This is a genomic window from Phyllobacterium myrsinacearum, assembly GCF_014138285.1.
Taxonomy (GTDB): Bacteria; Pseudomonadota; Alphaproteobacteria; order Rhizobiales; family Rhizobiaceae; genus Phyllobacterium; species Phyllobacterium myrsinacearum_A.
Genome location: NZ_JACGXN010000007.1, coordinates 62,214 through 80,022 on the forward strand (window position 1 = coordinate 62,214; position 17,809 = coordinate 80,022).

The window sequence follows — 17,809 nt, forward strand, 5'->3', positions numbered from 1 at the left end:
TACAGCAATGGGTTTGTACAACCCGTTGTTGCAGTCAAACTGGGAGGTAAGACAGCCATGTGGATCAAGCTGACCGACGTTAACGGCGATCTCATCACACTCAACTTTGCACATGTTGTCTCGTTCAACCCTTACGGGACGGGAACACACATCGTAACCGTAACCGCCGGTTTGACGTTCTTCGTCAAGGAAACGATTGACGAGATACAGAAGAAGGTCGGCGTTCAGGGCGTCTGAGTCATCACATAACAATCCCGATTTATCATTGAGTTCTCCTGCGCCGGAACGGCCGCAGGACGGAGGGTTGCTGTGCTCTTTTCTGCTCGGGATGTTTGCAGGAATAGTGTGCGTGGTTCGCCCTTCGACAAGCTCAGGAAGCTCACCATGAGGGAGAGTGGTTCTAAGGCTAATGAAAGAGATGGTAGCTGTTAGGCTATTCAGAAACATTGGGGCGATTAATTCGCAGAACCTGACTCCCTGCAATCCTCACTCCCCCTCATGGTGAGCTTCCTGAGCTTGTCGAAGGGCGAACCACGAACCGCCTGATCCCCATTGCACGGTACATCCCGTTAACCATATCCAAGCCCAATTCTAGCAAACGGGTGGCTTTTACTGGTGTTTCAAAGTGTAATATTTGCGTGATATTTACGGGCGGGGAACCTTTTTGCGATTTGTTAGTTTTATTCAAACGAGAGTCAAAATCGGATACAAATAGTGATTTGTTAAATCGGTTGAATTTTCTTAATGTCACAATGCATCCGAAATACAGACGCATGCTGAAACAGGATTATTCTCTTATGAGAGTAGTTTTAACTAGAGGTGTGATCAATGCTAACAATAAATAAAGAAACAGCGTCGCCATCTGAAGCACGTGTTATGAAATTGCCCAAAGTTGCAGTGAAGTCGGGCGCAACAATTGCAAAGGCCGCCGCCAAGCTGGCAGAGCCATGCGACAAGCGCACCATTTCGCAGATACTTCGCGAATCCAGTGGCGGCTTCAGCTTCCGTCGCTAACGTCCAATAAATACGACCGCATATCCCGCCTTAAAGCGGGATATTGTCATGTTTCTTCCAGGGATTTTCGAGATCTTTGTTGCGCAGCATGCGCAGTGCCCGTGAGACCCGCTTGCGCGTGGAATGGGGCATGATCACTTCATCGATATAACCACGCTCGGCAGCGACGAACGGCGACAGGAAACGGTCTTCATACCGTTTCGTGTGGGCTGCGATCTTCTCCGCATCGCCGATATCCTTGCGATAGATGATTTCCACCGCACCCTTGGCTCCCATCACCGCGATCTGCGCCGACGGCCACGCATAGTTGATATCCCCGCGCAAATGTTTGGACGCCATCACGTCATAGGCGCCGCCATAGGCCTTGCGGGTGATGATGGTAATCTTCGGCACGGTCGCTTCCGCATAGGCGAACAGCAGCTTGGCGCCGTGTTTGATCAGGCCGCCATATTCCTGCGCCGTTCCGGGAAGGAAACCCGGGACATCGACAAATGTGACAATGGGAATGCTGAAACAATCGCAGAAGCGGACAAAGCGTGCTGCCTTCCGCGAGGCATCGCTGTCCAGAACCCCGGCAAGAACCATCGGCTGGTTGCCGACGATACCGACGGTGCGGCCCTCGACCCGGCCAAAGCCCACGACGATGTTCTTGGCAAAGTTCTCCTGAATCTCGAAAAAGTCCGCCTCATCGACGGTTTTGCGGATCAGTTCCTTGATGTCGTAGGGCTTGTTGGCATTGTCGGGTACCAGCCGGTCGAGCGAGTGGTCAGGCTCCTCCGTGCTCTGGAAACATTCGACTTCGGGGATTTCAGCCGTGTTTGAGGCCGGGAGAAAGTCAATCAGACGGCGCATCTGCAGCAATGCAGCCACGTCATTGTCATAGGCACCATCGGCAATCGATGACTTGGTTGTGTGGATCGACGCGCCGCCCAGCTGTTCCGCTGTTACCGTTTCGTTGGTCACAGTCTTCACCACATCCGGCCCGGTGACGAACATGTAGGATGTATCGCGCACCATGAAGATGAAATCGGTCATGGCGGGGGAATAGACGTCACCACCGGCACACGGCCCCATAATGACGGAGATCTGGGGGATGACACCCGACGCCAGCACATTGCGCTGGAAAATCTCCGCATAGCCGCCGAGCGCCGCCACGCCTTCCTGAATGCGCGCGCCGCCCGCGTCGTAAAGCCCGATGACGGGTGCGCGGTTGCGCAGGGCCATGTCCTGGATTTTCTGCACCTTTTCCGCATGCGCTTCGGACAGGGAGCCGCCGAACACGGTAAAATCCTTGGCGAAGACAAAAACCGTCCGGCCGTTGATCGTGCCCCAGCCGGTCACAACGCCATCACCGGCAAACTTGGTGTCTTCCATGCCGAAATCGGTGGAGCGGTGTTCGACGAACATATCGAATTCTTCAAAAGAGCCTTCGTCGAGGAAAATATCGATGCGTTCACGCGCGGTGAGCTTGCCGCGTTTGTGCTGCGCCTCGATCCGCGTCTTGCCGCCGCCCTCCCGCGCAATGGTTCTGCGGCGTTCCAGCTCGATCAGCACATCCTTCATGGCATCCTCCTCATTCCCGGGGCCCGAGGCACCGATAGTTCTGATATCAGGACAAACGGGCACGTGAAAGCGGTTTGTCTGAACTATCAAGAGCCCGTCCTTGCGAAATTTCAGCGGAATTATTGCTATCCCGCCTCAAGTCGGGCTAAGCCAGTTTCGGAAGTCCTGTTGGATACAACTGTTTCGGGGGAAACATGGAAGGCTCACCACAAGCTCATTTCGGCCGTCCGGCTGAATATACCGGACATCGTTTTTCTTTTTCCGGCAATGCGAAAGAATATTTCGGCATCTGGATCGTCAATGTACTGCTGACGATTGTCACCCTTGGTATTTATTCTGCGTGGGCCAAGGTGCGGCGCAACCGCTATTTCTATGGCAATACTGCATTGGCTGATGGCCGGTTTGATTATCATGCCCGGCCGAAGCAGATTCTGATCGGCCGTATCCTCGTTGTCGGTTACCTCATTGTTTACAATATCCTGCTCAACTTTGCGCCGATCGTTGGCCTGGTTCTGGCACTGCTTTTTCTTATCGCCATCCCGTGGCTGATTGCCCGCGGTCTGCGCTTCAGTGCCCGCGTGACCAGCTATCGCAATGTGCGCTTTGATTTCGTCGGCGGTTACTGGGGCGCGGTCAGGGCATTTTTCCTGAGCAGCATCGTTGCCGGTCTGTCGCTGGGTATTCTGGCACCCTTCGCCAGCCGCTGGACATTGCGTTATACGTTGGGAAATCTGCGTTATGGCGGCAAGGTGTTTTCGCCGGACCCGACGATCGGCTCGCTTTATCGTGTCTGGATCTTACCTGCCGTCCTCACGGTTGTGGGACTGGTTCTTTTCGGCATATTGATTGCCGGCGCATCCGCCGGACTGGAGACAATGAAGGAAGAAGCTTCAACGGGCGAAGTTGCATTCATCCTTGTCCTGTACCTCCTGTTCGTGCCGATTCTGCTGATTTATGCGGTCACGGGGCTGCTCTACTCCGCTGGCGTGCGCAATGCCGGTTTTAGCGCCACGACATTCGATGACAGGCACTATCTCTATTCAGATATGCCGCGATGGGGCTATGCCTGGGTGGTGATTTCCAACCTGGTTGTCACTGTTCTGACCCTTGGACTGATGCGGCCGTGGGCTGCCGTCAGACTGGCCCGCTATCACGCGGTCTACACAGCTATTGTGTTCGATGGTGATGTCGGTGAAATATTCTCCGATATCAAGGACAGCGGTTCGGCTGTCGGTTCGGAATTCATGGATATCGAGGGTATCGATTTTGGTTTCTGACATGGGGAATCTGACGACAGGCCTCTGGCACCGCGAGGGATCGAGCGCGGGGCGAGGGGCCAGTCTGATTTTCGCCGATGATGCCGTTTCGGTGGTTGCTGCGGATGGAACCGTTTTGTCCGCAGCGGCTTTTGACAAGATTGATATCAGTGATCGTGTCGGGTCGATTCCACGGCGCCTGACCTATCCCGACAGGACCAGTTTCGAAACGATGGACAACGACGCCATCGATGCGCTGGTTGCCTCGCAAAAGGGCAGCCGCGCGGGATGGGTGCACCGCGCGGAACGGGTTCACCCGCGGCTGCTGCTTTTTGTGCTTCTCACTTTTTTGTTCGCCTTTTCAATCTATCGCTACGCCGTGCCCGCTTTGGTGGAGGTGGCCGTTCTGGTAACGCCGCCCGTTGTGCCGAAGCTCATGTCGCAAGGTACGCTGCAGACCCTTGATACAACGACCTTCTCCCCCAGCACCTTGTCCGGCGCTGACAAAGCCAAGCTGCATGACGGCTTTGAGAAAGTGGCGGCCAAGTCCGAACGCGGGGCAGGCGGCTTCGACCTGCAATTCCGGTCGGGCGGATTGATCGGACCCAATGCGTTCGCGCTGCCTGATGGTACTGTCATCATCACGGACGAACTGGTGAAGCTTGCCGATGGCGATACGGAAATGCTTCTGGGTGTACTTGCCCATGAGATCGGCCATGTGGAACTGAAACACAGCCTGCGCCAGATTTACCGCGCTGCGGGTGTCACCGGGTTGATCATGCTGATCGGCGGCGATATCGGTGACAGCACGCACGATATTCTCGTGCAGGGCGGCGGATTGCTGGCTCTGTCCTATTCTCGCGCCTATGAAAACGCCGCTGACCGGCATAGCGTCGAATTGATGCAGAAGGCCGGTTATGATCCCGCTGCCATTGCACGCTTCTTCGCGCTGGTGGAGGACAAGATGAATGATCACAGCCCGACCAGCATGCTTGAAACCCATCCCGGCACACCCGAGCGGCGAACAGCCGTGCTCGACTATGCCCAGGAATTGAAGGTCAAGGCTGCCGCTCTGCCGAACTAGGTACCCCGCTGCATATCTATAGTACGTGGTTCGACAAGCTCACCATGAGGGAGAATGGTGCTGCAAAGCTAATCGGAACCATTGCAGAATACAGCTCTCTGCAATCCTCGCTCTCCCTCATGGTGAGCTTGTCGAACCACGCACAGTGGTTATGCAAGTAGTATTGTCGAAGGGGGAACCACGGACCAAGCATCACATGATGCCGGATAAAATTTCAGAACATCTCTTCGACAACCACATTGTTCTTGATCATTTAGCCGGTTGAATGGGCGTTGATCTGCGATCTGCCGGTTTCGAAATTGCGGACCGTGGACAGGCCCACCTTTGCAGCCTTTGCGAGGTCCTCTTGGGACATGTTGGTAAGAGCACGTGCGGCCCTGCACTGATCGGCAGTTATAGGGTTTTTCTCATGGGGTATTGACCGTCAGTCCTTCCGCAGCCGCACGCCAGGTTGCCCGTGGTTGAGAAACTCAATACCTGCATCTTCAAGGACACGCATGACCGCGTGTATCTTGTCGAGGCCGCTTGTGAGCATGGCGGGGCCCTTCTTCTCCATAGCGCTTATCGTATTGATGTTGAGGCCTGCGTTCTTTGCGAGGGTTGTCTGGTCCATATCCACAAGCGCGCGTGCCGCGCGAAGCTGGTTTCCCGTCGTCAGCAATGTATTCTCCCAATACTATTTTACTAGTAATAATTCATAGTTTGTTGTTGACTGAAATGCAGGTGCAAGCATAATTTATCACTACCAAATTATAGTGCCCAGTCTGTGAAGAGTCATCAATTCCATCGAGACTTCGTTATGTCCAGCCAATTGTCCCATCTCGTGAATGCCTCCAATCTCCTGACCGAGATCAAAAACCTTGTTGAAGTATTGTGCATGGCTGCGTCCGATATCAACGATGAGCGGCAGCAATGCGCGATTCAATGTATCTGCGATATTGCCGATGACCGGATTGCCACGATCAATGCTGTGTTGGACGCCGCGCGTAACGAACCGGCTTGATATCGCCAGCCTGTCGGGCCGACTATTTCACCTTGGCCTGTTTCAGGACCTCGTTGATGCGGCTTTGCCAGCCTTTCCCTGTCGCCTTGAATTTTGCCAGAACATCCGGGTCAAGCCGCAGCGTGACGGGCATCTTGGTGACCTCAAGATGCGGGCGGCCGCGCGCGGCAATCTCCTTGTCGATTTCACGGGCGATTTCAGGGAAAACCTCGCGAAACGGGCGCATCTGCCGCATTTCTTCATCGGTCAGCTCGGGATTGTCGACGGCATCCCAATCTTCCCTTGTATATCCGCGGCCCGGTTGGAACGCTTTCTGTATGTCGCGTTTGATAGCCATCAGACCAGCTTTCTTTCATCTTTCCGGGCGGGCCGCATTGATATGACCGAAAGTGCCTCCGTTCCGAGGGAGACGAAAATCACCACTATTGTTCCGTCAGCCAAGCGTCCGACAGCTTTCGAACGACCCTGATTGACCGGCATTGTAACCGCGTGGACGAAAAACTCGGAATACAAATCGGCAAAGTCGAGGCCATGTTTCTCGATATTGGCAAGCCGCTTCGGTTCATCCCAGACAATCCGCATTTAATGTACGTACAATAAATGCGTTGTGCAAGGTATTCGTAGTTGTACGGAGGGCGATGGGGGAGTTTGCCATCCCCCAATGACGAGCTTCCTGAGTTTGCCGAACGGCGAACCGATCACCCTCTCTCGGCAACCATCAGTCATCGCCACTCCCAACGAGCGGCGATGACTTCGGATCTATGGAACTACCAGCTGCCGGTGTTCGGCATCGAGAGCCAGGGCTCCTGCGGCGGCAGAGCCGGACCCTTCTGAATGAGTTCGATGGAGATGCCATCGGGCGAGCGGATAAAGGCCATGTTACCGTCGCGGGGCGGGCGGTTGATGATAACACCCCTATCCTGCAACTTCTGACAAGTCTCGTAGATGTTTTCGACGGCGTAGGCGAGGTGGCCGAAATTGCGTCCGCCCGTATATGTTTCCGGATCCCAGTTGAACGTCAGTTCAAGTTCCGGCGCCCGTTCGGCAACCGCACGGCCCTTGTCATCAGGCGCGGCAAGAAAGATCAGCGTAAAACGGCCCTTTTCGTTTTCCGTACGCCGAATTTCCTCAAGGCCGAATTTGTTGCAGTAAAAATCCAGCGATTCATCGACATCGCGGACACGGACCATTGTGTGAAGATAGCGCATCGTTTTCCCTTGGTGTGTTTGTCTGTGCGTAAAAGTGGCAGCAACCATCCGATTGCCGGGACAATCATGTGATTACCTCGGGCAATCATGCCGTTGCCTCAGGGCAATTATGCAGTTGCCCTAGGCTGAACACCTACAAGTTTTTGGTAACATTATTTTCATGACGCCACAAATTGACAGGCTTGCAACGGGTGGTTGAGCGAGCAATCATAAGATTTGCACCTGTTTTTCAACAAAAACAGTCAGATGATACTTGCCCTCATCCATCGGACAGGTGTTATTCTGAATCAAGAGAATCAGTGTTTGGTTTCAGGAGAGGAGGGGCTCGCTTCATGTCAGACAGACCAGTATCAGCCCAGCATTCCCCCGATGATGAACAATTAGCCGACGGCCTTGATCTGATCGAGGTATCGGGCGCCATCAAATGGTTCGATGTCGCCAAAGGATATGGCTTTGTTGTTCCTGACAACGCTGATCTGCCCGACATTCTTTTGCATGTGACCTGCCTGCGCCGCGATGGTTTCCAGACCGCGCTCGAAGGCTCCCGTGTCGTCTGCGAAGTCAAGCAGGGTGAGCGCGGCATGCAGTGCTTCCGCGTCGTTTCCATGGACAGCTCCACCGCCATTCACCCGACCGAACTACCGCCGGTGCGCACCCATGTCACCGTCACGCCCTCTAGCGGGCTCGAGCGCGTTCTGGTCAAATGGTTCAACCGGACCAAGGGCTTCGGTTTCCTGACCCGCGGTGAAGGTACTGAAGATATTTTCATCCATATGGAAACCCTGCGCCGCTTCGGCCTGACCGAGCTGCGTCCGGGGCAGGTCGTGCTGATCCGTTTCGGCAATGGCGACAAGGGCCTGATGGCCTCAGAGGTTCATCCCGATATCGGCACGCAACTGCCGGCATCCCATTAAAGCCGTTCCCATGAATGCGTTGATCAGATTATGCCGGTCTCTGATGATCGGCTTTTTTGCACTTGCATTGGCGACAGTCGCCGCGCATGCCGCCGATCAACAGCCTATGCATCTGCCCATCGATGCGACCCCGCTGGTCATCAACACCAGCAAGGGCGATGTTCCTTTCCAGGTTGAAGTGGCCGATACGGACGAGGAGCGGGAGCGAGGGCTGATGTTCCGCACCGATCTCAGGGACAACAGCGCGATGCTGTTTGTCTTCGAAGACAGCCGTCTGGTCACCATGTGGATGGAAAACACGCCATCGGCGCTCGATATGATCTTCCTCGATGAAAACGGCCGCGTATCGGCCATTCGCGAAAATGCCGTTCCGTTTTCCCGTGCGACAATTTCCTCCGGCGGTCCCGCGCGGTTTGTTATAGAAGTGAAGGCAGGCACGGCCCGGCGTCTGGGCGTTGCGGTCGGCGACAAGGTGCATCACCCCGCCATTGCGGCAGTCTGCGGCACGTGCACCAAAAAGTAGGTTCGGACTGATGAAGTTTTTTGAGAATGATGGATTGAAGCTCGCCTATATCGACGAAGGCGAAGGCGAACCGATCCTGCTGATCCACGGCTTTGCCTCATCGCATTTCTACAATTGGGTCCAGCCCGGCTGGGTACCGACCCTGACGGCAGCGGGCTACCGGACAATTGCCATCGACAATCGCGGCCATGGCCAGTCGGACAAGCCGCACGAGAGATCGCTCTATACGCCGACCCTGATGGCGGGTGATGCCGCCGCTTTGCTCAAGCACCTCGGTATCGCAAAAGCCCATGTGATGGGCTATTCCATGGGCGCGCGGATCACCGCTTTTCTGGCGCTGGAACATCCTGAACTGGTGCATGACGTGATTTTCGGCGGCCTTGGCATCGGCATGGTGGAAGGCGCCGGTGACTGGAATCCGATCGCCGAGGCATTGCTGGCGGAAGACGCCGAGACGGTGACGCATCCGCGCGGCAAAATGTTCCGCATGTTCGCCGACAAGACGAAGAGCGACAAGATCGCTCTCGCAGCCTGTGTCATCACGTCCAAGGAAGAAATCAGCGAAGCCAATATGGCGAGGATCACCCAGCCCGCACTGGTTGCGGTGGGAACGAGGGACGATATTGGCGGCAGCCCGCACCGGCTGGCTGCCCTGATGCCGCACGGCGAATCCATCGACATCCCGAACCGTGACCACATGCTGGCTGTCGGTGACAAGGTGTTCAAGGAAGCCGTCGTTGCATTCCTCAAAGCGCACCCGCTCTAAGACTATCCGCGTAAACTGCAGTGAGATGCGTGGTGCATGGTTCGACAAGCTCACCATGAGGGAGATGGTAGGTCATCATGAGGGATAGGGCTCACCATGAGGGAGAGCGAGGATCGCAGGCAGTTCTATTCTGTGAAAACGTTCAGACTGCAATATTTCCGATTGGCTTTGCCGCGCCAATGCTCCTCATGGTGAGCTTGTCGAACCACGCACTATAACCGCGACATTGTTTCAACCCGGTGAATTTGAGGTGTCAGAAAATCATTTTTGCCGTATGCTGGTGGTTAGAGCAAGAACATAGACTGATTGCCTGGAGTAGGACATGTCCGCAAGCAACCCGATGAAAATGACCGGATCGGTTAAGCAGATGGATCCGATCTGGCTGTCCATCCGGGCCGAAGCCGAAGAGACCATCCGTCAGGAACCGCTTCTTGCGACGTTCCTGTACACCACGATTCTCAACCACCAGTCGCTGGAGCAGGCGGTCATCCACCGCATTTCGCAGCGGCTCGATCATCCGGATGTTGAATCGGAACTGCTGCGCCAGACCTTTACGACGATGATGGAAGCGACACCGTCCTGGTCACAGATCCTGCGCGTCGACATTCAGGCTGTTTATGACCGCGATCCCGCCTGCACCCGGTTCATCGAGCCGATCCTCTATTTCAAGGGTTTCCAGGCGATCCAGACGCACCGGCTCGCACACTGGCTTTGGAACGAGGGTCGCAAAGACTTTGCCCTCTATCTGCAGAGCCGCTCGTCCTCCGTATTCCAGACCGACATTCATCCCGCCGTGCCCATGGGGCAGGGTGTGTTTTTTGATCATGCCACGGGCATCGTTGTCGGCATGACCGCGGTGATCGAGGATAATGTCTCGATCCTTCAGGGTGTCACGCTGGGCGGCACCGGCAAGGAAACCGGCGATCGCCATCCCAAAATTCGCCACGGCGTGCTCATCGGCGCCGGTGCCAATATTCTTGGCAATATCGAAATCGGCCATTGCTCGAAGGTTGCATCCGGTTCCGTGGTGCTCAAGCCTGTCCCGCAGAACGTCACCGTCGCCGGAGTTCCCGCCCGCGTCGTTGGCGAAACCGGCTGTGCCGAACCATCCCGTGCCATGGACCAGCTCATCACCAATTTCGACTGAAACCGAGCGGTTCAGTGAGTAAAACGAACACGCCGGCCCTTTACAGGGCCGGTTGCTGCATGCCACAAGCCCGCTTCCAGATTATCCATTCGACAGGAGAAACCGCGTGAAACCCGAAGAACTGAAAAAACTCGACAGCTACTTCAAGCGCACATTCGGAAACACGGAACTCACGGTGAAGGCCCGTCCCCGCAAGGACGATTCGGCCGAACTCTATCTTGGCGATGAATTTCTCGGCCTGATCTACAAGGATGAAGACGAGGGCGAGCTGTCCTACAACTTCTCCATGGCAATCCTCGACATGGATCTCTGACAGTAGATTGCTGTTGCAAGTGGAAGTGACGCCTTGTGAGGCGTTACTTCGGTGTTCTGAGATGGCCTTGTGCGAAGGTCCGGACCTTCTGGTCCAACTCCTCCCAGCGTGCGAGAAACTCGCGCGGAAAACGGTAGGTCAACTGCAAATCCTCACCGATGAAAATATCCCGCTGGCAGGATGCGAGATTGGTTCTCGATGTTTCTTCATCAAGGCAGCGCGCGACGAAGAAATCACGACCTTTGGTCTCAGGTGAAACAGCCAGCTGCTCGCTCACAAAACCGGTGTTTGCACGAAAATTCTGAATGGTGAGCCCGGATGGGCCTTTGATCCCGGGGCCATCGGTCAGTGTGCTGTAGATCGGCCCATAGCGGCCCGACATGTCGCGGGAGGTGGCGCGCGGTTCAAACGTCAGGAACAGCAGCGTTTTCGTCTGGCCAGCCCCGTTAAAGTCCTTGATGAAACCCGCCTGATAGCCCTGCATATCGGGCCAGTGCAGATAGAGATCGACCCTTTGGGCGATCCCGTCACGCCGCTGGGCTCTGAAGCGGATGGCATTGGCAGGCAAGGACAGGACATTGTTGCCAATGACGATCTCGTGCAGCGTTGTTTCTTCCGTGTGCCCGCCCAGTGATATCGTATGACCGAAGTAGCGGCCTGCAAATCCGAGTGCCGTAGTAATAATGGCCAAGGCCACGATCCCATAGAAAATGCGTTGCAGAAACGGACTGCCGGTTATCGATTCCACCCGCTGTGCAGACGTCTGCATCAATCTTCCGGTCCTGTTGCCCCGAGTCCATCAAGATATAACCGGAGAGTGCTGATTTATGGTTAATCACACGTGAAGGTTGTGCTCTGATTTGCATCGCCAAGCGGGAAGCGGCTCGCTAAGCTCCCGATACAGAATCTCAGGAGAAATCATGCCCATATTCACGCTCGATGGCCACGCGCCTGAATTTGAACACCGCCCGTCAAACTGGATCGCACCCGATGCAACCTTGATTGGCAAAGTTTTTATCGGCGAGAATGCCAGTATCTGGTTCGGATGCATTTTGCGCGGCGACAACGAGCTTATCCACATCAGCCGCAACACCAATGTGCAGGAGCACACGGTGATGCATACGGATATGGGCTATCCCCTGACGATTGGTGAAGGCTGCACCATTGGCCATCGTGCCATGCTGCATGGCTGCACCATAGGCGAGAATACGCTGATCGGCATCGGCGCCATTATTCTCAACGGTGCAAGGATCGGCAGAAATTCGCTGGTGGGTGCTGGAGCGCTGGTAACCGAACGCAAGGAATTTCCCGACAATTCCCTGATCGTCGGATCACCGGCGAAAGTGGTTCGAATACTGGATGACGCCGCCATTGCGCAATTGCGGCTTTCCGCTGCCCATTATGTCGAGAATGGCCAGCGCTACATGCGCGGGATGGAGATTGCCTGATCCTCGTTAAACGACAAAGCCAGCTCCGCTGCCGGAACTGGCTTCATATTAGGATCCGAGGAGCGGGTTACTGCCCGATACTGCCGACAAGCACCTGGCGGTCATCGGTGATAGAAACCCATGCACCTGTATTGTGCGTCGACTGGCGCTTCAAGTAGTCGTAGCTCGTTTCATTCCACGGCTTGATGCGTGGTTCGAGATTATCAAGGATATAGTCACCACGGTCCGTGCGTACCGTCAGGACGGCGTGGCCTTCGCCATTCAGCTGCCGGACAACGGTAATCAGCAGGGAACTGACCGGCAGACCGCGCTCGATCAGCATCTTGCGCTTGAGCAGGACATAATCCTCGCAGTCGCCGACCGTGGTTGGATAGGACCAGACTTCGGCCTTGCCCCAGATCTGCATATCGGTTTCCGGCTTTATATCCGTGTTCACCGTGGCGTTGACCTGCACCATCTGTGCCCAGACCTTCTGCGTCAGGGATACGGGCGTATCACTGATGCTTCTGATGCGGCATTCGTCCTGATAGGTCTGGCAGAAATCGTAATGACCGATCGGCTGCGATGTACGCCCGCCGGTCTGCATCACTGTTGCAGCGGTTACTGCTGGTCCAGCCTGTACAGCGATGCTCATGAACAGAAGGGCTGTGCCCGCTAGAATTATTCTTTTTATCATACCGTCGTCTCCCCGGTTGAGATGACAATGGCAGAGAGATGTTGATCGGTTGGTAATGTGACTCAGTAAATCTGACAAAATTGAGTAGTACAAAATAAACTATTGGACGTATGCAATGTATTATTGAATATTACCATTTTATTTAAAGTAAGTTTTCACTCAAATAAATGAAGTATGTTGCAGTTAAGGATTGGTTGTTCTCAGTAGAATGTTATTTATAATGAATTAATGCCATGCTGGCGGCAAGCGCGGCCAGAGAATGCATTTGGTAACCAATAAAAGAGATAGCGAGGACCTGTTAGTTCTGGAGCGCGATTTCGATCGTTTCACGGCTCTGGACCGCTGCAAACTCGATGGCGATCCCTTCCTCGAAGTGACGCACAACACGGCCGCGCATCGAACCGAGGATGACCTGGCTGTTCAGGGCAGGGCGCATGCGGATTTCGACGGCGGCGCCGGATATCGACAGATCAATGATGCGGCAGGGATATTCCCGGCCGTCGGACATGCCCAGCATGGAAATCGGATTGCTTGGCGCAATACGCTGGTGCCGGCGGTCTTCGGGCATATCCAGTTCGTGCTTGTTGGCCAGCCACGTCAGCTGCGCGGCAATCTTGTTCTTCTTGCGGTCCGATGCAATGAGTGCGAGCAGGAATCCGCCACTGACCAGCCGCTCCACATTGCCTTCGACCCGGCCGATGTGATCGATATACGCAATGACACGTTCGCCGGTGTTGGCTATGACATCCGTTGCGAAAAGGGCATCGCCCGGTGACATCTCATCGATCTGGCAGACATGCTCGGTTCGGTCTTCCAGCATGAAGCGGCCGTAGAGCTCCACTTTCACGCGATGAAACTTTCCCATGGCGCCGCCAGTCGCAGTTGAATCGTCACGGTTAAGGAGCATGAAATGTATCCGAAGGCTGAAAATGGATTTCGATCGATCCAGATTAGAACACAAGTCTTAACGGCGCCGTAACAGAAGCAGGAATTGATCAGAATTTGCTAACCTAATCGATAGTCTTTCCGCCATCGAAAACCATGAGGTGCCTGACCCGGCGGCTGCTGCCCGGTGCCAGCTGCGGGCCATTGGCGCCCGTCATCCTGTGCTCTTCCAGCGCAGGATTGCCGATGGAGGCAGCGCCTGGCTTCAGCGGGTCCACCATGGCAATTGAACGGAGGCTGTTTTCGATGATCGCATCGGACTCCAGCCAGAATGGTTTGCCTGCTGCGGTGATCATTCCGAGGAGATGCCGTTCGTTGACCTCATTGGCCAGCGGCAGCAGAATGAGATTGAAAAGCATTTTACGGCCGCGGCTGCTTTTGCCTTCATAGGTGGACTGGACAACGGTTTTGCTTGTCAGGCTGCTCGATACGATCCGCGCAATGACCGGCTTGTCCTTGGCCTGCCAGATCGAGGTGAATGTCTGGCCTTTCAATTCCCGCCCATAGATCGAGCAGATGCGCGTTCCCGCCAGCCGGAATCGTGCTTCGGACAATCCGCTGGCGCGCAGGATGAATGTGTCGGAAAGGCGCGAGCGGATGAGAGCAGGCGATATTTCCCGCCGTTCCGGCGCCGCCCGGGTTCCGCGCAGATCATTCCAATAGGCGAAGATCTCGCTCGTTGCATCATGCCGCATATGGTGCTTCCGGTTGGTGTTGCAGGTCTGTATGGTACGTGGTTCGACAAGCTCACCATGAGGGAGAGTGAGGATTGCAGGGAGTTAAATTCTGCAATGTTTCCGGTTGGCCTTGCAGCACCACTCTCCCTCATGGTGAGCTTGTCGAACCACGAACCACGTTCCATCCAACAGCAATGAATTTGCGAATGTCAGTCACATTGGCACCCGCAGCCGGGAAGCGCCATTGTTGAAGCACCTGCGTCCACCGCAAGGGTCAGTTAAGGTTAACAAATGGTAATGATTGAGCGGGTGCCTGCTCTGTGCGACAAGGCTGGCGAGTAGAGTTCTATGTTGACGTATCCAGCCTGAGGCCGTTCAAAACCATTGAACGGCCTTATTTTTGTTTGGAGAGTTTGCTGCTAAGCACAGCTTCCAATGAATCAGCTGCAGGAAGAATGACTGAGCCTATGAGCACTCCTGATCAACCACCGGCACGCGAACCGGTTTTCAACATTCCCGGCGTCATCCTTGCCATATTTGCGCTGTGCGGCGCTGTGTTTCTGGTTGAAACCTATGTGTTGACCGATGCGCAGGACAGCAACTTCGTGCTGGATTATGCCTTCATTCCCGCACGCTTTTCTCAGTTTGGCGGTTTCTATTCGCCGGCGGCATGGCTCACCACCATCACCTATTCCTTCATGCATGGCAGTTTCACCCATATTGCCGTGAACATGGTCTGGCTTGCCGCCTTCGGCTCGCCGCTTGCTGCCCGCATCGGGCCACTGCGCACGTCACTCTTCTGGGTTGTCACGGCGATTGCCGCCGTCATGATGCATTTTGCGATTTATCCGGCGAGCCCGATCCCTCTGGTCGGCGCTTCGGGTGCGATATCGGGCATGATGGGAGCCGCTGCGCGTTTCGGCTTCCGCCGTTCGACCCAGCGCAACTCGGCTGCGTTCACCGGGCCGATCCTGCCGATTGCCGTTGCCTTGCGGACGCGTACCGTTCTCGTCTTTGTCGCCGTCTGGTTCATCACCAACATTGCAACCGGTCTTTTTGCTGTCGTACCGGGTGAAGGCGCGGCAACAATTGCGTGGGAAGCCCATATCGGCGGCTTCCTCATCGGTTTTTTTGGCATTGCCCTGTTTGATCGCGATAACCGGCGCTGAGCTGTTGGTATAATTGCAAAGCTGTTGCTTTGGGTGCAACATACGCGCACCATGACGCATTGGTCGCAGGGATGAGGAGGATCCCCGCGATCAGGAATTCGTTGGGCTAATGTGCAAGGAGGACGTACATGACAGTCAAAATGATACTGGAACGCAAAGGCTACGACGTTTTTAGCGCCGCGCCCGAGACGACCCTTGCCGATGCGGTCGCTGCACTTGCAAAGCATAAGATCGGCGCGATTGTTATTGTCGATGACAAGAGAGCCATCAAGGGTATTCTGTCTGAACGCGACGTTGTTCGGGCCATTGCTGCCGATGGTGCCGACGCACTCTGGCGTCCGATCTCCGAAATTATGACCATCAAGGTGAACGTCTGTTCGGAAAAGCATACGGTCAATCAGGTCATGGAGATCATGACACGTGGCCGGTTCCGCCATCTGCCCGTCGAGAAGGATGGCCGTTTGTATGGTATCGTATCGATCGGCGACGTGGTGAAGCTTCGTATCGAGGAAGTCGAGCGCGAGTCCCAGGAAATTCGCAGCTATATCGCAACCGCCTGAAGCGGTTGCGCCGGGTCAGCAGTGTGAAACAACCGGGCCTAAAAGACGATCTTTTGCATGCGCTCAAGTTCGCCGAGCCGGGCCATGGTTTCCTCATAGCCGAGTTTGATCGCCTCGTCGGCACGATGAAACTCGGCAAGACCCACATGGCCGATTTTCGGCAGCAGAGCGATATCAGGCGGGTCGCCCGCCATGCGCGCACGGGAAATCCGGTCCTGGATGATGTTGAACGATTCCATCATCACACCTGTAATGCCCAGCCGCGTGGCCCGGGCTGCGCGGAAATGCGCGACTGCACCCTCGCTTTCAGCGTCGGGAGCGCTGGGCGCTCCTGCTGAATGCTTGATCACGGCAGCCCGTCCGAACTGATCGTAGTGCAGGTTAACCGCGACAACCAGCGGCTGCTCGTAGGAGCGGCAGACGGCGACCGGTACCGGATTGACCAGTGCGCCGTCCACCAGGATGCGGCCGTTGCATTCAACCGGCTCGAACACGCCGGGCAGGGCATAGGAAGCCCGCATGGCGGTGATGAGATTGCCGCGTGTCAGCCAGATTTCGTGGCCAGTGTTGATTTCCGTGCAGACGGCAATGAAGGGCTTCGGCAGATCTTCAATGGAAAGCTCCGACAGATGGTCGCGCAGGCGCTTGTCAAGTTTCATGCCGCCGAACAGGCCGCTGCCGCCGAAACGCAGATCGAGCAGGGAGAAAATACCGCGCTTGGTGAGGCTACGCGCGAATTCTTCCAGCTGGTCAAGTTTGCCGCCGAGATAGCAGCCGCCGACCAGCGCGCCGATGGATGTGCCCGCGATCATGGAAATCTCGATACCAGCTTCGTCGAGCGCCCGCAGGACGCCGATATGTGCCCAGCCGCGCGCTGCGCCGCCGCCGAGCGCCAGCGCAATGGGAGCCTTCTTTTCAACATGTGGGGACGGGGTCTTCACCGGTGTTTCAGGACCGTTTGTAACGCCAATCGGTTCTGCCGCACGTAACCGTCGCGATGCCCATTCGAGCATGGCTTGCACTCCTAACGTCGTATTCGCACATTATCCCCTCACTGTGGTATCGAAAGGATGAATATTGCGGAATTATGGCCGCTTAGCCAACCAACAAAAATGGGGACGTTACGCCTCAGGTATCATAAGCAACTGAGTTGTCCCGTTTTCAGTGGTGACCTGACGGTAGAAACATGATCTGCGTCCGGTGTGGCAGGTCGGGCCGTTTCCAGCCACGGTCACCTTCAGCCAAAGAGCATCCTGATCGCAATCGGTGCGCATTTCCACGACCGTTTGCAGATTTCCTGATGTTTCGCCCTTTTTCCAAAGCGATTGACGCGAGCGGGACCAGTAATGGGCAATGCCGGTTTCCAGCGTCAGGCGCAGTGCGTCCGCATTCATGTGCGCAACCATCAGGAGATGGCCATCCCGCGCGTCGGTGACGACGGTGGTCACAAGACCGGCGGCGTCGAAGCGCGGTGCGAACACCGCGCCTTCTTCATTTTCAAGTTTATTGTCGAGGGATGACGAAAAAGAACCGCTACGCATGA

General features: G+C 55.5%; 25 protein-coding genes. 13 read left to right on the forward strand and 12 right to left on the reverse strand.

Annotation, left to right across the window (positions count from 1 at the left end; translation table 11 throughout):
• Positions 1-57 precede the first annotated feature (57 nt).
• Together FHW16_RS19270 and FHW16_RS19275 are read left to right on the forward strand one after the other, a co-directional pair.
• Entirely contained in the window at positions 58-237 is a 180-nt protein-coding gene (locus tag FHW16_RS19270; protein WP_182550912.1) for a hypothetical protein, read from the forward strand.
• A 639-nt stretch (positions 238-876) separates the two neighbouring features.
• Positions 877-1,014 carry a hypothetical protein gene (locus tag FHW16_RS19275; RefSeq protein ID WP_182550913.1) on the forward strand — a complete coding sequence of 46 codons (138 nt, stop codon included), beginning with the start codon at positions 877-879 and terminating at the stop codon, positions 1,012-1,014.
• Positions 1,015-1,044: 30 nt separating this feature from the next.
• Here FHW16_RS19275 and FHW16_RS19280 read toward each other — a convergent pair whose 3' ends face one another.
• Entirely contained in the window at positions 1,045-2,577 is a 1,533-nt protein-coding gene (locus tag FHW16_RS19280; protein ID WP_182550914.1) for an acyl-CoA carboxylase subunit beta, read from the reverse strand.
• A 194-nt stretch (positions 2,578-2,771) separates the two neighbouring features.
• Between FHW16_RS19280 and FHW16_RS19285 the strand changes: the two genes are divergently transcribed.
• Positions 2,772-3,854 carry a YjgN family protein gene (locus FHW16_RS19285; RefSeq protein WP_182550915.1) on the forward strand — a complete coding sequence of 361 codons (1,083 nt, stop codon included), beginning with the start codon at positions 2,772-2,774 and terminating at the stop codon, positions 3,852-3,854.
• A 1-nt stretch (position 3,855) separates the two neighbouring features.
• Positions 3,856-4,917 carry a M48 family metallopeptidase gene (locus tag FHW16_RS19290; RefSeq protein WP_182550916.1) on the forward strand — a complete coding sequence of 354 codons (1,062 nt, stop codon included), beginning with the start codon at positions 3,856-3,858 and terminating at the stop codon, positions 4,915-4,917.
• Between the two features lie 253 nt (positions 4,918-5,170).
• On the opposite strand, the gene FHW16_RS19295 is transcribed toward FHW16_RS19290, so the two are convergent.
• Both FHW16_RS19295 and FHW16_RS19300 read right to left on the reverse strand, forming a co-directional pair.
• Positions 5,171-5,335 carry a helix-turn-helix domain-containing protein gene (locus tag FHW16_RS19295; RefSeq protein ID WP_348643913.1) on the reverse strand — a complete coding sequence of 55 codons (165 nt, stop codon included), beginning with the start codon at positions 5,333-5,335 and terminating at the stop codon, positions 5,171-5,173.
• Positions 5,336-5,341: 6 nt separating this feature from the next.
• Complete coding sequence (locus tag FHW16_RS19300; RefSeq protein WP_182550917.1) at positions 5,342-5,578, reverse strand: helix-turn-helix domain-containing protein; 237 nt, start codon at positions 5,576-5,578, stop codon at positions 5,342-5,344.
• A gap of 138 nt (positions 5,579-5,716) precedes the next feature.
• Here FHW16_RS19300 and FHW16_RS19305 point away from each other — a divergent pair, with 138 nt between their 5' ends.
• Positions 5,717-5,920 (forward strand): hypothetical protein, encoded by a 204-nt coding sequence (locus FHW16_RS19305; protein WP_182550918.1) that lies wholly within the window; start codon positions 5,717-5,719, stop codon positions 5,918-5,920.
• Positions 5,921-5,942: 22 nt separating this feature from the next.
• On the opposite strand, the gene FHW16_RS19310 is transcribed toward FHW16_RS19305, so the two are convergent.
• From FHW16_RS19310 to FHW16_RS19320, 3 genes are all read right to left on the reverse strand, one after another.
• Positions 5,943-6,257, reverse strand: coding sequence for a BrnA antitoxin family protein (locus FHW16_RS19310; RefSeq protein WP_182550919.1), 315 nt, complete (start codon positions 6,255-6,257; stop codon positions 5,943-5,945).
• A complete protein-coding gene (locus tag FHW16_RS19315; RefSeq protein ID WP_182550920.1) occupies positions 6,257-6,502 on the reverse strand; it encodes a BrnT family toxin in 246 nt (81 codons plus the stop codon). The genes FHW16_RS19310 and FHW16_RS19315 overlap by 1 nt, the downstream gene beginning before the upstream one ends.
• 185 nt (positions 6,503-6,687) lie before the next feature.
• Positions 6,688-7,128: a VOC family protein gene (locus tag FHW16_RS19320; protein WP_182550921.1), complete on the reverse strand. Its 441-nt coding sequence runs from the start codon at positions 7,126-7,128 to the stop codon at positions 6,688-6,690.
• A 332-nt stretch (positions 7,129-7,460) separates the two neighbouring features.
• Here FHW16_RS19320 and FHW16_RS19325 point away from each other — a divergent pair, with 332 nt between their 5' ends.
• The 5 genes from FHW16_RS19325 to FHW16_RS19345 all read left to right on the forward strand — a co-directional run bounded on the left by FHW16_RS19325 (position 7,461) and on the right by FHW16_RS19345 (position 10,791).
• Positions 7,461-8,042, forward strand: coding sequence for a cold-shock protein (locus FHW16_RS19325; protein ID WP_182550922.1), 582 nt, complete (start codon positions 7,461-7,463; stop codon positions 8,040-8,042).
• Positions 8,043-8,085: 43 nt separating this feature from the next.
• Positions 8,086-8,565 (forward strand): DUF192 domain-containing protein, encoded by a 480-nt coding sequence (locus tag FHW16_RS19330; RefSeq protein ID WP_210278203.1) that lies wholly within the window; start codon positions 8,086-8,088, stop codon positions 8,563-8,565.
• A gap of 10 nt (positions 8,566-8,575) precedes the next feature.
• On the forward strand, positions 8,576-9,331 hold the full coding sequence (locus tag FHW16_RS19335) for an alpha/beta fold hydrolase (protein ID WP_182550923.1): 756 nt from the start codon (positions 8,576-8,578) through the stop codon (positions 9,329-9,331).
• Positions 9,332-9,653: 322 nt separating this feature from the next.
• Positions 9,654-10,478 (forward strand): serine O-acetyltransferase, encoded by an 825-nt coding sequence (gene cysE, locus FHW16_RS19340; RefSeq protein WP_182550924.1) that lies wholly within the window; start codon positions 9,654-9,656, stop codon positions 10,476-10,478.
• A gap of 106 nt (positions 10,479-10,584) precedes the next feature.
• A complete protein-coding gene (locus FHW16_RS19345) occupies positions 10,585-10,791 on the forward strand; it encodes a DUF3126 family protein (protein ID WP_182550925.1) in 207 nt (68 codons plus the stop codon).
• 43 nt (positions 10,792-10,834) lie between these two features.
• On the opposite strand, the gene FHW16_RS19350 is transcribed toward FHW16_RS19345, so the two are convergent.
• Positions 10,835-11,560 (reverse strand): hypothetical protein, encoded by a 726-nt coding sequence (locus FHW16_RS19350; protein WP_182550926.1) that lies wholly within the window; start codon positions 11,558-11,560, stop codon positions 10,835-10,837.
• 151 nt (positions 11,561-11,711) lie between these two features.
• On the opposite strand from FHW16_RS19350, the gene FHW16_RS19355 reads away from it, so the two are divergent.
• Positions 11,712-12,239, forward strand: coding sequence for a gamma carbonic anhydrase family protein (locus FHW16_RS19355; RefSeq protein WP_182550927.1), 528 nt, complete (start codon positions 11,712-11,714; stop codon positions 12,237-12,239).
• Positions 12,240-12,306: 67 nt separating this feature from the next.
• Here the strand turns inward: FHW16_RS19355 and FHW16_RS19360 are convergent, their stop codons facing one another.
• From FHW16_RS19360 to FHW16_RS19370, 3 genes are all read right to left on the reverse strand, one after another.
• Positions 12,307-12,915, reverse strand: coding sequence for a transglutaminase-like cysteine peptidase (locus FHW16_RS19360; protein ID WP_182550928.1), 609 nt, complete (start codon positions 12,913-12,915; stop codon positions 12,307-12,309).
• A gap of 298 nt (positions 12,916-13,213) precedes the next feature.
• Positions 13,214-13,822 carry a PilZ domain-containing protein gene (locus tag FHW16_RS19365; protein WP_182550929.1) on the reverse strand — a complete coding sequence of 203 codons (609 nt, stop codon included), beginning with the start codon at positions 13,820-13,822 and terminating at the stop codon, positions 13,214-13,216.
• 103 nt (positions 13,823-13,925) lie between these two features.
• Entirely contained in the window at positions 13,926-14,555 is a 630-nt protein-coding gene (locus FHW16_RS19370) for a PAS domain-containing protein (protein ID WP_182550930.1), read from the reverse strand.
• 449 nt (positions 14,556-15,004) lie between these two features.
• On the opposite strand from FHW16_RS19370, the gene FHW16_RS19375 reads away from it, so the two are divergent.
• Positions 15,005-15,706, forward strand: a complete 702-nt coding sequence (locus tag FHW16_RS19375; RefSeq protein WP_246711859.1) for a rhomboid family intramembrane serine protease — start codon at positions 15,005-15,007, stop codon at positions 15,704-15,706.
• Between the two features lie 128 nt (positions 15,707-15,834).
• The gene (locus FHW16_RS19380) at positions 15,835-16,266 is read left to right on the forward strand and encodes a CBS domain-containing protein (RefSeq protein WP_182550932.1); all 432 of its coding nucleotides are present in this window, start codon (positions 15,835-15,837) and stop codon (positions 16,264-16,266) included.
• A 38-nt stretch (positions 16,267-16,304) separates the two neighbouring features.
• Here FHW16_RS19380 and FHW16_RS19385 read toward each other — a convergent pair whose 3' ends face one another.
• On the reverse strand, positions 16,305-17,279 hold the full coding sequence (locus tag FHW16_RS19385) for a patatin family protein (RefSeq protein WP_182550933.1): 975 nt from the start codon (positions 17,277-17,279) through the stop codon (positions 16,305-16,307).
• A 108-nt stretch (positions 17,280-17,387) separates the two neighbouring features.
• On the reverse strand, positions 17,388-17,807 hold the full coding sequence (hisI, locus tag FHW16_RS19390) for a phosphoribosyl-AMP cyclohydrolase (protein WP_182550934.1): 420 nt from the start codon (positions 17,805-17,807) through the stop codon (positions 17,388-17,390).
• Positions 17,808-17,809: the final 2 nt, after the last annotated feature.

Bases quoted from the DNA above. Each gene is read 5' to 3' on its own strand.
- FHW16_RS19270 (WP_182550912.1), top strand. From the start codon at position 58: ATGTGGATCAAGCTGACCGACGTTAACGGCGATCTCATCACACTCAAC.
- FHW16_RS19275 (WP_182550913.1), top strand. From the start codon at position 877: ATGAAATTGCCCAAAGTTGCAGTGAAGTCGGGCGCAACAATTGCAAAG.
- FHW16_RS19280 (WP_182550914.1), bottom strand. From the start codon at position 2,577: ATGAAGGATGTGCTGATCGAGCTGGAACGCCGCAGAACCATTGCGCGG.
- FHW16_RS19285 (WP_182550915.1), top strand. From the start codon at position 2,772: ATGGAAGGCTCACCACAAGCTCATTTCGGCCGTCCGGCTGAATATACC.
- FHW16_RS19290 (WP_182550916.1), top strand. From the start codon at position 3,856: ATGGGGAATCTGACGACAGGCCTCTGGCACCGCGAGGGATCGAGCGCG.
- FHW16_RS19305 (WP_182550918.1), top strand. From the start codon at position 5,717: ATGTCCAGCCAATTGTCCCATCTCGTGAATGCCTCCAATCTCCTGACC.
- FHW16_RS19310 (WP_182550919.1), bottom strand. From the start codon at position 6,257: ATGGCTATCAAACGCGACATACAGAAAGCGTTCCAACCGGGCCGCGGA.
- FHW16_RS19315 (WP_182550920.1), bottom strand. From the start codon at position 6,502: ATGCGGATTGTCTGGGATGAACCGAAGCGGCTTGCCAATATCGAGAAA.
- FHW16_RS19320 (WP_182550921.1), bottom strand. From the start codon at position 7,128: ATGCGCTATCTTCACACAATGGTCCGTGTCCGCGATGTCGATGAATCG.
- FHW16_RS19325 (WP_182550922.1), top strand. From the start codon at position 7,461: ATGTCAGACAGACCAGTATCAGCCCAGCATTCCCCCGATGATGAACAA.
- FHW16_RS19330 (WP_210278203.1), top strand. From the start codon at position 8,086: ATGATCGGCTTTTTTGCACTTGCATTGGCGACAGTCGCCGCGCATGCC.
- FHW16_RS19335 (WP_182550923.1), top strand. From the start codon at position 8,576: ATGAAGTTTTTTGAGAATGATGGATTGAAGCTCGCCTATATCGACGAA.
- cysE (WP_182550924.1), top strand. From the start codon at position 9,654: ATGTCCGCAAGCAACCCGATGAAAATGACCGGATCGGTTAAGCAGATG.
- FHW16_RS19350 (WP_182550926.1), bottom strand. From the start codon at position 11,560: ATGCAGACGTCTGCACAGCGGGTGGAATCGATAACCGGCAGTCCGTTT.
- FHW16_RS19355 (WP_182550927.1), top strand. From the start codon at position 11,712: ATGCCCATATTCACGCTCGATGGCCACGCGCCTGAATTTGAACACCGC.
- FHW16_RS19360 (WP_182550928.1), bottom strand. From the start codon at position 12,915: ATGATAAAAAGAATAATTCTAGCGGGCACAGCCCTTCTGTTCATGAGC.
- FHW16_RS19365 (WP_182550929.1), bottom strand. From the start codon at position 13,822: ATGCTCCTTAACCGTGACGATTCAACTGCGACTGGCGGCGCCATGGGA.
- FHW16_RS19370 (WP_182550930.1), bottom strand. From the start codon at position 14,555: ATGCGGCATGATGCAACGAGCGAGATCTTCGCCTATTGGAATGATCTG.
- FHW16_RS19375 (WP_246711859.1), top strand. From the start codon at position 15,005: ATGAGCACTCCTGATCAACCACCGGCACGCGAACCGGTTTTCAACATT.
- FHW16_RS19380 (WP_182550932.1), top strand. From the start codon at position 15,835: ATGACAGTCAAAATGATACTGGAACGCAAAGGCTACGACGTTTTTAGC.
- FHW16_RS19385 (WP_182550933.1), bottom strand. From the start codon at position 17,279: ATGCTCGAATGGGCATCGCGACGGTTACGTGCGGCAGAACCGATTGGC.
- hisI (WP_182550934.1), bottom strand. From the start codon at position 17,807: ATGCGTAGCGGTTCTTTTTCGTCATCCCTCGACAATAAACTTGAAAAT.